The sequence below is a fragment of the Spirosoma rhododendri genome (assembly GCF_012849055.1).
In the GTDB taxonomy this organism is placed as follows: Bacteria; Bacteroidota; Bacteroidia; order Cytophagales; family Spirosomataceae; genus Spirosoma; species Spirosoma rhododendri.
This window is the reverse complement of sequence record NZ_CP051677.1, coordinates 1,964,570-1,977,248: the sequence shown is the minus strand read 5'-3', so window position 1 is coordinate 1,977,248 and position 12,679 is coordinate 1,964,570. Positions and strand designations below refer to the sequence as shown.

The window sequence follows — 12,679 nt, the reverse complement described above, 5'->3', positions numbered from 1 at the left end:
TAACTTACCCCCACGCATCACCCGCCATGACCATGCTCAAGCGCGTTTCCATCCAGAATTTCAAAAGCCTGAAAGACGTTGAGTTAGAACTTCAAAAGGTCAACCTGTTGATCGGTCCTAATAATTCAGGGAAGACAAATTTTCTGAAGGCGCTAGCAGTATGTAATAATTTGATTAGAGGAGAATCAATAGAAGTATCCGATAATTTTAACAAAAATTCTATCAATAAAATATACTTGAAACTCTCTTTCGATGACAAACCGTTTGAAAATCTAGAAGGGACTTTCACGCATATAAACTACGCTTTCACTAGAAATACGTGGGGTGAAGGATATAAATTCTACTATGGTCTGAGTGATGCCATAGACTCTGAGATGCGGCACATGGAGTTTCCTGCACTCAATGGAAAGATGGACAAATTCTTCAGAATAGGATATATATATAAGCCGGACCCTAACAAATTAGACAAACCTAGTCCTGTTGGACGTGGATCTCTGGAAGTAGCGACAGATGCATCTAATTTGATTGCTTTCTTCGACCGAATTCGTGACGAATATCCCGGCACGTTTGCCCAAATCAAAGCAGACTTGGCGAAGTGCGTGCCAGAGTTTACAGAGATCAATTTCCAAAACGTAGAGTCAACAGAAGAGCTAGTCAAACAATTTGGCGACAAGACATTTAAGCGAATTGGTTTAACTGACGGTCGACAGAATATAATTTACTGGGCAGACGAATTATCAGAAGGCACGCTTTATTTCATTGCGCTTCTTTGTATCATCAATCAGCCTAACCCACCCAAATTACTGCTATTAGAAGAACCAGAGAAAGGTATTCACCCCCGGCGTATCTTCGAAGTCATTCAGTTCATCTTTCGACTGGCTGAGGAGAAAGACGTGCAGGTTATCATGACGACGCATAGCCCAATCGTTGTCGATATGTTTAAAGACATGCCGGAATCAGTATTTATTTTCGATAAAGACGACGAAGGTGCTACGCATGTGAAGAATCTACAACGTGACGTTATCGAGCCGGAAGCAGAAAAGAGCAAAGAATTGGGTATTGAACCGCATCACTACACAGATTCATTAGGCGATGCCTGGACAGTCGGTTTTTTGGGAGGAGTTCCCAAATGAGCGACATACTGATCTACGGATTTTTCGGTGAAGACGAAGCACACCGTAACTTTCTTTCGCGGTACCTAACTCACCAGTATCCGGGCGTCTTTTTAGAAGACGATGATTTCCGGCATCAAATACGTGCCAGAAACCGCGATCAGGTCGACAATCTACTTCCGTTGGCGCTGGCTCAAAAAGTAAAATCTCGTCTTGATATTCTGTTTGTCACTCGCGACGTAGACTCTCCTCACAAGCAAACTATAGATGGTAGACGTGCTGTGCTTGACCGTGCCTGTGCTGCCCATCAACCCGTGGTATTGATGCTACCGGTTCAATGCATTGAACACTGGCTCTGGTATATCAAACGACATCAGGAAGAGCCGGGCAAGCAGTCGCTCTTGGAATCTAATCCGCGTCGTGATGCCAAAACCACAATTTACGGTGATAGCAAAGTGGTGGAAACGCAGCTCGTACTCGCTAATGCACTGCTCGATCATTTAGACGTAGATTGGCTATATCAACGAGTCGACAGTTTCAAACACTTCCACAATCAGGTCGTTCAGTTTTTGCAGGCGTACAGCAAAACTGAATAACCATGAACTTTTATAACTCCATTGTCGACACCATCGGAAACACTCCGCTGGTGAAACTGAACCACGTTACGAAAGGCATTCGGGGCACGATTCTGGCGAAAGTCGAGTATTTCAATCCCGGCAACTCGGTGAAAGACCGCATCGCGATTCGAATGATCGAAGACGCTGAAAAGCGGGGCGAGCTTAAATCCGGCGGTACCATCATCGAGGGAACGAGCGGCAACACCGGCTTCGGGCTGGCACTGACGGCCATTGCGAAGGGCTACAAATGCATCTTCACGATGGCCGACAAGCAGTCGAAGGAGAAGATCGACATTCTGCGGGCGGTGGGTGCCGAAGTGGTTGTTTGTCCGACGAACGTCGCCCCCGACGACCCGCGCTCATACTACTCGGTGGCCCGTAAGCTGAACCGCGACATTCCAAACTCGATCTACCCCAACCAATACGATAACCCGTCGAACAGAGAAGCCCATTATGATAGCACTGGCCCCGAAATCTGGCGCGATACCGACGGAAAAATTACGCATTTTGCGGCTAGCGTCGGGACAGGTGGGACGATTAGCGGCACGTCGAAATTCCTGAAAGAGCAGAACCCAAACCTGTTCACGCTGGGGCTGGATACCTACGGTTCGGTGTTCAAGAAGTATAAGGAAACCGGCATTTTCGATCCCGGCGAAATTTATCCGTACCTGACGGAAGGCATCGGTGAAGACATTCTGCCGCAGAACGTCGATTTCGACGTCATTGACCAGTTTATCAAGGTCACGGACAAGGATGCGGCCATTATGGCCCGGAGGTTGTCGCGGGAAGAAGGGTTGTTTGTTGGCTGGTCGTGCGGTACAGCGGTGCATGGTGCGCTCGAATGGGCCAAAGACCACCTCACCGACGATGATGTGCTGGTGATTCTGCTACCTGATCACGGCACGCGCTACCTCGCCAAAATCTACAACGACACCTGGATGAAGGACCACGGCTTTCTGGAAGACCGTGCGTTCAAAACCGCCCGCGACATCATCCGACACAAAAACGGAAATGCGGGTGACACGTTGACCACTATCGGTTCGGGCGTGTCGATCAGTCAGGCGATTCAGGTACTCAACCGCTACGGTATCTCGCAAATTCCGGTGACCGACGAAACCAATCAAATCGTCGGTAGCCTAACCGATTCGACTGTTTTGAACCGGCTCATCGACGACCCGGCGGTAAAAGATCACCCGGTCAGTGAGGTGATGGACAAGCCATTCAAATTCGTCGGTCTCGACAACACCATCGACGCCCTGTCGTCGCTTATTGACCGTGACAACAAGGCACTGCTCGTTCGAGACGAACGCGAACAGGTACACATCATCACCCAGGCCGATTTACTGGCGGCTATGACCAATTAAAAAGGAGTTTGGACAGGATTACGGGATTGACAGGATACAGTGCAAGACGAAATCCTGTCAATCCCGTAATCCTGTCCAGAAGCCATTACCGGCGGTTGTCGCCCCCTTCCATCATGCTGAGGTAGCTCATGTAGCGGCTTTCGGCGATTTCGCCCTCCCCCACTGCATCTTTCACGGCGCAACCCGGCTCATTGATGTGCAGGCAGTTGTGAAAGCGGCATTGATTCAGCCGCTCGCGCATTTCGGGAAAATAGTGCCCGATTTCTTCCTTCGACGTGTCGATCAACCCAAGCTCTTTAATGCCCGGCGTGTCGATGATGTAGGTGTCAGGAGCGAGTTCAAACATTTCGGCGAAGGTCGTCGTGTGAACACCCTTGTTGGCGAAGGTCGAAATCTCGTTAGTACGAAGGTTCAGATCCGGCGAAATGGCGTTGACGAGCGACGATTTCCCCACCCCGAATGCCCCGATAGCAACGTTACTTTATGGTCGAGCAAATTCCGGAACGCGTCGACACCCTCGCCTTCGATAGCCGACGTCGCCAGACAGGTGTAGCCGATCTGCTCGTACATGTCCATGATTTCCTGCTGGTAGGCCAGTCCTTCTTCGTTCAGCACGTCTGTTTTGTTGAACACGATTGCCGTTGGAATGCGGAACGACTCGGCCGATACCAGAAAGCGGTCGATGAAGCCGAGCGAGGTGCGGGGGAGCGTCAGCGTAGCCAGTAAGACAGCCTGATCGAGGTTGGTCGCCAGCATGTGGCCGTGCGCCGTTTTGTGTACCGACTGCCGGACGATATAGTTGTCGCGGGGGAGAATATCGGTGATGATGACCGTATTTTCGACCTCATCTTCAACCTCATACGTCACCCGGTCGCCCACCGCAATCGGGTTAGTTACTTTGAGCCCCTTGATCTTGAATTTACCCTTCAGCCGCCCCTGATAGATATGACCGTCGGCGTTGCGAACGTCGTACCAGGAACCTGTTGAGCGGAGAATTAAACCGGTGTTTGACAAACGAGTGAAAGAATGAAGGAGTGCCGCAATGGAATTGAAAGAGCGAATAAGTGAAAGCCGTCCAGAATGCTTGAGCCGACATTTCGCTCTTTCATTCGTTCGCTCTTTCGCTCTTTATTTTCGCTGCTACGTCCATAACCCGCGCGGTTGCGCCGATGTTCCGCTGCACGTACAAGCGGGTGATTTGGGCGGCTTTTTGGCGATTGTTATACTGTTGCGCGAAAGTCGTTTGTAGTTCTTCGGTAGTACTGACCGGGAAGGCACCGCCTTCCTGAACGAGGTCGACGGCTTCCTGAAACTTGTCGTAAACGGGACCAAAGAAAATGGGCATGCCGAAAGTGGCCGCTTCCAGGATGTTGTGCAACCCCTCGCGGAACGCCCCACCAATGAACGCAAACTCACCGTACTGATACAGCGACGACAGCATCCCGACGTTGTCGATAAACAGGATGTCGGCCCGTAACACGTCAATCTCGTTTGTCTGCGAAAACCGTACAGACGGGCGGGTCAGCCGTTTTTGCCAGTCGGCAATTGTGTTACCGTCGATTTCGTGGGGAGCTACGATGACTTTCAGCGGTTTGTCGAACTGGTTGATAAACGGAATCAGCACGTCCATATCCAGCGGCCACGCACTGCCCACCACCAGCAGCGGCTGCCCGGCCTTGAACGCATTGGCAATCGGGATATCCCGTATCGTTGCAACGGTCTGCGCCACCCGGTCGAAACGCGTGTCTCCAGCCAGCGTTACATTCGTGATACCGATGCTCCGCAGTAAATCGACTGACTCCTGATTCTGAACCAGTAAGTGATTGAATTGCCGAAGCATCTGCCGGTAAAATTCGCCGTACGGCTTGAAAAACAGTTGGTCGGAACGGAAGATGGCGGAGAACGACACGACCGGAACGTTTGCCCGGTGCAGTTCGCGCAGGTAGTTGGCCCAGAACTCGTATTTGATAAAAAACACCAGCTCCGGCTTCACCAGTTGAACAAACCGACGCGCGTTGGCGGGAGTATCGATCGGCAGGTAAAACACGTAGTCGGCACCGTCGTAGTCCTTGCGCACGTCGTAGCCCGATGGTGAAAAAAACGTCAGCAGGATGCGGTGCTGCGGGTAAGCCGCCCGAAACGCTTCCATGACGGGACGCCCCTGCTCGAACTCACCCAGCGATGCCGCATGAAACCAGACAATCGGGCGAGTATCGGCATCGCTGCCCAGTTTGTCGGCTATGGTATCGAGCAGGTTATGCTGCCCCGCCAGCCACCGACGGGCTTTGGCGTGAAACGGAGCAGCCAGCCGCAGCACGGCCGGGTACAGTCGAATTCCCGTTGAATATAGTTGTGCAACCAGACCCATGTATTCGTCGTTAACAACTGCAAAACTACGCATGTGCGCTTAAACAGACGCGGAAGCAGGCTACCGTCAAACGGCGTGGCCGAACCCGCAGCACACACGAACTTTTCAAGGTCAGAATTGATTTTACGTCAACAGTACTTAAGTACCTATGTTGCTACAATGAACTGGAACAAGCTAACGAGTGACGCGCAACTCAACGATATAAAGGAAGAATCGGCCAAACAGCCTGTGCTGATTTTTAAGCACAGCACGACCTGTTCGATCAGCGCGATGGCACTGAGCCGTATGGAACGCAACTGGAGCGACCAGCTGGGCGTTAAGCCTTACTATCTGGATCTGCTGGCTAACCGCCCAATTTCGAAGCAGATTGAGCAGGAGTTCGGGATTGAGCACGAATCCCCCCAGATACTGCTAATCCGCAACGGCGAGTGCATCTACGACGCATCGCACATGGCTATTTCGTTTTCTGGTTTACAGCAGGCGGTATAGTTCAGTAGTTACAAACTCAAAAAGGCGAACCGAACGGTTCGCCTTTTTGAGTTTGTAACTATGTTTAGCCGTTAAGCGTGATCCGGGCGCGGTGACAAACGCCCCCAATCGGCGGGTTGAATTTCGAGACGCTGACCTCGACCGATGCCAGGCCGGGGTACTGCTGCCGAATACCCTGGATGATGCTGTGGGCTACATGCTCAAGCAGTCGGGCGGGCTGTTGCATTACGTCTTTCGTGATCTGGTACAGATGCTCGTAGTTGACGGTTGCGCTGAGCCGGTCGCGCTGGGCAGCTTCGGCAAAATCGGCCGTCACAACAATGTCCACCGAATATTTATTGCCAATTTTCTGCTCCTCGTCGTAGTACCCGTGGTACGAAAAAAACTCCAGCCCTTCGAGCGCAATGGTTCCCATACGTGGTGCCGTTGTCAGGCAGCTTAAATCTGATCGAAAAACGAGCCTCCCCGGCGCGGTTGTTCTGGTTCCGTTACAGGAGCAGGTCTTTGTTCTGTCGGTTGTGGTTCGGGTGTGGTTACTTCAGCAACGGTCGACTGGGGTACCTGACCAACTTCAACGTCGGTCGGAATTTGCCGGGTTGTGTGGTCGTCGGCCTGCGCCAATGGAGCCGGTTCGGGCGCTGGGGCAGCGGGTGTCGCCGGGATGTCGGTAGCGGGAATGGCTTCCGGCACGAACGTTTCGCGCTCCATCAGCGGGGGTAGCTCCGTTGCCGGAGTCGATTGCTGCGGGGCAGGTTCGGGTGCTGGGGCAGCAGCTACAGGAGCCGGCGCTTCGTAGTCGGGTTTACCGACACTGTCGGCCTGTTTCAGTTCGTCGGTAATCTGGGTCGATACTTCGTCAATTTTACCCAGCAGGTTTTGCCGGGCAAATTTCTTTTCAAACCGGTCGACGCTGTCGATGGCTTTACCGGCCAGATCGCGAATCTGAACGCCCAGATTTTCCTTGTATTTCTCCAGCGCCTTGAAATCATGCTCCAGCGATTTCAGGTCGTTCAGGATATTATCTTTCAGAAAGCGTGACTGGTTTTCGGCATCCTGAATCATTAGGGCCGACCGTTTGCGGGCGTCGGCCAGCAGGTCATCCGCTTTCTGTTTCGACTCGCCCATGTACTGTTCAGCCGCTTTGTTGGCCTGGTCGGTGATCTGATGACTGGTATCTTCGGCCGTTTTCAGCGTACGAAACAGTGTCATCTCCACCTCTTTCAGCTTACCCAACTCTTTCTCGGCCAGTTCAAGCTGCATCTTCAGCATCTTGACGTCCATACTAACCCGCTCCCACTCCTGCGACAGCGAGACTAAAAAGGCATCGACATCTTCGGGTTTATAGCCGCGCATTACTTTCTCGAAAGTGTGCTGGCGAATTTCGATTGGTGTAATTTTCATACAGAGACCGGACGTTTGGGTAAAGCTCGTTTAGTACGGAATGGGTGAAATAACAGCCAATCTAGTGATTTATCAAACCACAACGATTTAAATGTACCTATACGGTCGCAAGCGAGTAAATCACTGCACATTCCAGACCGAAATCGTCCGGTCGTCGCTGGCCGATAGTAACGTCTGATTATCGAGCCAGCACACGCTGTTGACCGACGTTCCGTGCCCGGCATGGCGCGCCCGGTCGACCACTTTCAGGAGCCGGAACGTCTCGGCATCCCACAGCTTGACCGACTTATCCATGCTCCCCGTCGCGATCAGGCGACCATCGGGGGAGTAGGCGATGCGGTTGATAGTGAACAAATGCGCGACGATGTCCTGATGCAGTGCATAGCCCTTTTCAACATCCCATACTTTCAGGTGGGCGTCGCGGCTACCAGTGAGCAGGTAGCGGTAATCGGGCGAGTAGGTCAGCGCAAAAACAGAGTTGGTATGCGCCGGAATGACCCGATTCAGATCCAACGTCGTCAGATCAAAAATACGGACGCTGTTGTCGCTGTACCCAACGGCCAGTTCGCGTTCGACGGGATTGATTGCCAAGCAACGAGCCGCCTGATCGGATGCTTTGAGATGCCGTCGAACAGCCCGATTTTCGGTATCAATTACGACGACGACGCCATCACCAAGCGCCACAAAGGCGTCGTTTTTGTAAAAATCAAGGGCGAAAATTGCTGACGTGGTTATATTTAATGAACCCACCGCTTCTTTCCGCAGTGTGTCAATCAGATGAACGCCGTCGTAGTTCTGACCGATCCAGAGCAAAGACGTATCGGGTTGCAACGTGACGGAATAAACCGAAGCAGGTACCTTTGCCAGTAGTTCGCCCTGATCGGGTTTGCCCAGTTGCCAGCGCACGACCTGCCCATCGCCCCCAGCCGAAAAAAACGTGCCGGGATCGGTGCCGGGCGCAAGTGCATAGACGCAGTCACGGTGCCCGCCGAACGTATCGATTTTAGTTACTATCACCTCGCAAAGGTCGCAAACAAAAGCCAGCCGGCCCAACACGCCCTATGTCCGCTGCTCACCTTCTCTCCGCTCAGTTGCTCGCCATTTCACCCGGTTGCCAGGCCCTGCTACTGCCTATCCTCGCCGACGAGCCAACGCTGCGAACCGGGCTTCCCCTGACGCAACCTGAACTGGATGACCTAGCCCTGATCCGGCACCCGGCGCAACGTACCGAGTGGCTGGCCTGCCGGGTAGCCGTGCGGCAGCTGGTCGAACAGTTGGGGGGCGTATATGCGGGCTTGTACAAGGACGAATACGGCAAACCGCACCTGCGCAACCTGCCCTGGTCGATTTCACTGTCGCACACAACCGGCTGGGCTGCGGCTGTCGTGCATCAGTCCCGGCCGGTCGGCATCGATATTGAACCGATTCGGGATCAGTTTCAGCGCGTCGTGCCGCGTACGCTCTCAGCCGACGAGATTGCCCACGCGGCCGGAATACCCGCCCGATTGGCAGTGTATTGGTGCGCCAAGGAAAGTCTGTATAAACTCTACGGTAAACGGCAGCTCACATTCCGCGAGCACCTGCTGATCGACCCGTTCGACGACGGTGCTACGCAGCTTATCGGTCATGTGCGCCTGCCCGCCCATACAGAAACGCTTACCATCTGCTGCTTCCCGATTGGTCCAGGGCTGCTGGCCGTAGCGTACTGAGGTCGACTATTTGTGGCTGAATCTTCGGAAGGTTAGTCTTACTTCGTCCTCGTGAGAGGTTGTTTGGGGAATCTTTTCTGTCATCTCAACGACAGGAGGGATGACAGAAAAGATTCCCCAAACCCCTAAATCCCCTGAAGGGGACTTTGCTCACTGATTGGCAAAGTCCCCTTCAGAGGTTGTTTGGGGAAGCATTACCCGCGTCAAAATGGCCGTTTTTGTCATCCCGACGTCAGGAGGGATCTTTGGTAGTAGGCAATTTTTCTTGCTCCCAGCGAACCGGGCCGCCGGAGCGGATCCCTCCTGGCGTCGGGATGACAAAAACAATTCCCCAAACAACCTCTCAGGGGATTTAGGGGTTCCCAAATTGATTCTTACTCTTCATTACCGCTGCGTGTAGTCTGATAGCGGCAGGCCATCACCCTCGTCCTGCACCATCTCCAAGATACGCTCAACCTCACTTACTCGCTCGACATCACCAGTCTTTTCAAAGGCCAGCACCAGATTCCGCAATACCCGCCGAACAATATCGGCGTTGGTACAGGGTTGATAAAACGTGCTAAGCTGTTTCAGATTCAGTTGGTCGATATACTGATCGATGTCTTTGCGGGAAAAAATCAGCCCCCGGTTAAAGACGTTGATGTAAAACTGAACCACGTTATTATCCTTGTAGGTCAGCACAAACAGGTTGGGCAGGTTAACCCCGTAGATGGGCAGTTTCAACCGGTTGGCAATCAACATGTACAAAATACAGAGCGTGATCGGATTACCCCGGCGCGACTCCATCACCTGATTAATCATGGAGTTGGCTGGCGAATGAAAATGCTTGGTGTTGGGGGCAAATTTGAGCTTCGTAAAAAACGCGTGGTTCAGTGCCCGCACCCGCTCGTCGGGATGCATGTCGTCTTTAAAATCGACCCAGACATCGTAAAAAAGCTGCTCGATGTCCTGCCTTAGCTTGTCGAGCGACAGGTCGGGGTACTGGTAGGTCGCCACAATCCAGAGCCCTTCGAGCAAATCCATGCCGCCCCCATTTTTCCAGTCGCGCATCCGGTCGAGTACCGATTCGTATTGCAGGTTGTGAATCAGTTCTTCAATGCGCTTTTGCAGGGCCGGGTTAAAGCTACCTTCCCACTCGGTTTCCAACAGCGGAATCATGGAGCCGCCGATCTGCCGAATCTGCTTTTCTACATGCTCAACGACCTCCTGATCTTCATCGTCGAGCAGGGAAATAAGGGCTTTCAATTCGTTGTCGTTCATCACCTTTCGTTGTCGCGTCTTACCGATGGCCGGTAAAAACTCTTTTCGTAAACCTGCTGAATATACTACTTTTGTCGGGTTAAACGGTCCTGTTTTCCCGAAATAACACTAAAAATCAACCTCAACGCTTGACTTCCGCAACACATTCTCCGAAGATTTTGGTAACGGGTGGCGCAGGCTTTATTGGCTCGCATACCGTCGTTGCACTAGTTGAAGCTGGTTTTGAACCAGTTATTGTTGATGATCTCTCTAACTCGTTAGCTTCGGTACTGAACGGGCTTCGCGCTATTCTGGGCCGCGACGTTCCTTTCTACCAGGCCAACTGCAACGATCGGGCGGCCATGCAGGCCATTTTCGAGCGGGAAGCCCTCACCGGCGTCATTCATTTCGCGGCCTACAAAGCCGTTGGTGAATCGGTGGCCAAACCGCTGGACTATTATCAGAACAACCTCGGTTCGCTGCTGCTACTGCTCGATCTGATGAATGAATACAAGGTACACAACCTGGTATTTTCGTCGTCGTGTACGGTCTACGGGCAGCCCGAACACCTGCCCGTTACGGAAGAAACGCCCCGGCTACCGGCACAGTCGCCCTACGGCAACACCAAAGCGATCGGGGAAGATATGATCCGGGATGCCGTTCGGGCCAATCTGCCGATCAAGGCACTGGCTCTGCGGTACTTCAACCCGATTGGGGCACATCCCTCGGCCGAAATTGGCGAATTACCGCTGGGCGTACCCGCCAATCTGGTTCCGTTCATTACGCAGACAGCCGCCGGTATGCGCGCCAGCCTGACCGTTTATGGCGATGACTATAACACGCCCGACGGTACCTGTGTCCGCGATTATATCCACGTCGTTGACCTAGCCGAGGCTCACGTGCAGGCACTGCGCAAACTCAGCGAAACCAACGCCGACGCCAGTTATGACATTATCAACATCGGCACCGGGCGGGGCGAAACCGTCCTGAACGTCATCAAAACATTTGAGGAAGCGACCGGCGTATCGGTCAACTACAGCATCGGCCCGCGCCGACCCGGCGACGTCGAGCAGGTTTATGCCGACGTATCGAAGTCGAATCGTGTACTGAACTGGCACACAACCCACTCGCTGGCCGAGGCTCTGCGCGATGCCTGGCGCTGGCAGCAGAAAATTGGTGCTAAAGTTGCAGCATCCTAGTGCAACCAACCGGTAATGAGAATACGCTACAACCGTACAAGCAGAAAACCATGAAACTATTGATTACCGGCGGGGCCGGCTTTATCGGATCGCACGTTGTCCGGCTTTTCGTTACCAAGTACCCGGAGTATCAAATTTATAACCTCGACAAGCTGACCTACGCCGGCAATCTGGCCAATCTGGCAGACATCGAGGATGCTCCGAACTATACGTTCGTGAAAGGCGATATTACCGACGCGAAGTTTCTGGAGGACATGTTTGCCGAAATCCCGTTCGACGGCGTCATCCATCTCGCAGCCGAATCGCACGTCGACCGGTCAATCACCGACCCCATGTCGTTTGTGCTGACCAACGTTGTCGGTACGGTTAATCTGCTCAACGCGGCCAAGAACAGCTGGCAAAACAGCGAGACGGCCGGGGGCGCGCACGCCTTCGAAGGAAAGCGGTTCTACCACGTTTCGACCGACGAGGTGTACGGTTCGCTGCACAACCCCGACGAGTTTTTTCTTGAAACGACGTCGTACGATCCACAATCGCCATACTCAGCATCGAAAGCGGCTTCGGATCACTTCGTACGGGCCTACGGCAATACGTACAAAATGCCGGTCGTACTGTCGAACTGCTCGAATAACTACGGCCCGAATCACTTCCCTGAGAAGCTGATTCCGCTGATGATTCACAACATTCAGACGAACAAGCCCCTGCCCGTCTACGGCAAAGGCGAAAACGTGCGCGACTGGCTGTTCGTAGTCGATCACGCGCGGGCTATCGATACGGTATTCCACAAAGGTGTGCTGGGCGAAACCTACAACATCGGCGGCTTCAACGAGTGGAAAAACATCGACCTCGTACATCTGCTCTGCGCCACGATGGACCGCAAGCTGGGTCGCCCCGAAGGCACGTCGGCGCAGCTGATTACCTACGTAACCGACCGCGCCGGGCACGACCTGCGCTACGCCATCGACGCCAACAAGATCATGACCGAACTGGGCTGGGAACCATCGCTTCAGTTTGAAGAAGGTCTCGAAAAAACCGTAGACTGGTTCCTCGCCAATCAGGAGTGGCTCGACAACGTCACCTCCGGCGCCTACCAGACCTACTACAAAGGCATGTACACAAATCGATAAAGAGCGAAAGAGCGAAAGAGTGAAAGAGTGCCCATCCGGCGCCTTCGCTCTTTC

The 12,679-nt window shown here is 53.0% G+C and carries 12 protein-coding genes and 1 pseudogene; 7 read left to right on the top strand and 6 right to left on the bottom strand.

From position 1 onward, the window contains the following. The first annotated feature begins 32 nt into the window (after positions 1-32). From HH216_RS08185 to HH216_RS08175, 3 genes are read left to right on the top strand one after another with little or no spacing between them, the layout of a single operon-like run. Entirely contained in the window at positions 33-1,133 is a 1,101-nt protein-coding gene (locus HH216_RS08185; RefSeq protein WP_169553305.1) for an AAA family ATPase, read from the top strand. Next, positions 1,130-1,708 carry a hypothetical protein gene (locus tag HH216_RS08180; protein ID WP_169550375.1) on the top strand — a complete coding sequence of 193 codons (579 nt, stop codon included), beginning with the start codon at positions 1,130-1,132 and terminating at the stop codon, positions 1,706-1,708. Before HH216_RS08185 ends, HH216_RS08180 begins: the two co-directional genes overlap by 4 nt. A 2-nt stretch (positions 1,709-1,710) precedes the next feature. Further along, on the top strand, positions 1,711-3,093 hold the full coding sequence (locus HH216_RS08175; protein WP_169550374.1) for a cystathionine beta-synthase: 1,383 nt from the start codon (positions 1,711-1,713) through the stop codon (positions 3,091-3,093). An 85-nt stretch (positions 3,094-3,178) separates the two neighbouring features. Here the strand turns inward: HH216_RS08175 and rsgA are convergent. Together rsgA and HH216_RS08165 are read right to left on the bottom strand one after the other, a co-directional pair. Further along, positions 3,179-4,107, bottom strand: a pseudogene (gene rsgA, locus HH216_RS08170) (ribosome small subunit-dependent GTPase A). A 91-nt stretch (positions 4,108-4,198) separates the two neighbouring features. Then, positions 4,199-5,494 carry a 3-deoxy-D-manno-octulosonic acid transferase gene (locus HH216_RS08165; RefSeq protein WP_254448737.1) on the bottom strand — a complete coding sequence of 432 codons (1,296 nt, stop codon included), beginning with the start codon at positions 5,492-5,494 and terminating at the stop codon, positions 4,199-4,201. Positions 5,495-5,620: 126 nt separating this feature from the next. Here HH216_RS08165 and ytxJ point away from each other — a divergent pair, with 126 nt between their 5' ends. Continuing rightward, entirely contained in the window at positions 5,621-5,950 is a 330-nt protein-coding gene (gene ytxJ, locus HH216_RS08160; RefSeq protein ID WP_169550373.1) for a bacillithiol system redox-active protein YtxJ, read from the top strand. Positions 5,951-6,014: 64 nt separating this feature from the next. On the opposite strand, the gene folB is transcribed toward ytxJ, so the two are convergent. The 3 genes from folB to HH216_RS08145 form a co-directional block, all read right to left on the bottom strand. Beyond that, positions 6,015-6,365, bottom strand: coding sequence for a dihydroneopterin aldolase (gene folB / locus HH216_RS08155; protein WP_169550372.1), 351 nt, complete (start codon positions 6,363-6,365; stop codon positions 6,015-6,017). Between the two features lie 23 nt (positions 6,366-6,388). Next, positions 6,389-7,351, bottom strand: a complete 963-nt coding sequence (locus tag HH216_RS08150; protein ID WP_169550371.1) for a DivIVA domain-containing protein — start codon at positions 7,349-7,351, stop codon at positions 6,389-6,391. Between the two features lie 120 nt (positions 7,352-7,471). Next, positions 7,472-8,368 carry a WD40 repeat domain-containing protein gene (locus HH216_RS08145; protein ID WP_169550370.1) on the bottom strand — a complete coding sequence of 299 codons (897 nt, stop codon included), beginning with the start codon at positions 8,366-8,368 and terminating at the stop codon, positions 7,472-7,474. Between the two features lie 44 nt (positions 8,369-8,412). Here HH216_RS08145 and HH216_RS08140 point away from each other — a divergent pair, with 44 nt between their 5' ends. After that, positions 8,413-9,060, top strand: coding sequence for a 4'-phosphopantetheinyl transferase family protein (locus tag HH216_RS08140; protein WP_169550369.1), 648 nt, complete (start codon positions 8,413-8,415; stop codon positions 9,058-9,060). 384 nt (positions 9,061-9,444) lie between these two features. Here HH216_RS08140 and HH216_RS08135 read toward each other — a convergent pair whose 3' ends face one another. Next, entirely contained in the window at positions 9,445-10,320 is an 876-nt protein-coding gene (locus HH216_RS08135; protein ID WP_169550368.1) for a transglutaminase-like domain-containing protein, read from the bottom strand. A 128-nt stretch (positions 10,321-10,448) separates the two neighbouring features. Here HH216_RS08135 and galE point away from each other — a divergent pair, with 128 nt between their 5' ends. Both galE and rfbB read left to right on the top strand, forming a co-directional pair. Further along, positions 10,449-11,498, top strand: coding sequence for a UDP-glucose 4-epimerase GalE (gene galE, locus HH216_RS08130; protein WP_169550367.1), 1,050 nt, complete (start codon positions 10,449-10,451; stop codon positions 11,496-11,498). A 50-nt stretch (positions 11,499-11,548) separates the two neighbouring features. Continuing rightward, the gene (gene rfbB / locus HH216_RS08125) at positions 11,549-12,625 is read left to right on the top strand and encodes a dTDP-glucose 4,6-dehydratase (RefSeq protein WP_169550366.1); all 1,077 of its coding nucleotides are present in this window, start codon (positions 11,549-11,551) and stop codon (positions 12,623-12,625) included. The last annotated feature ends 54 nt before the right edge of the window (positions 12,626-12,679 follow it).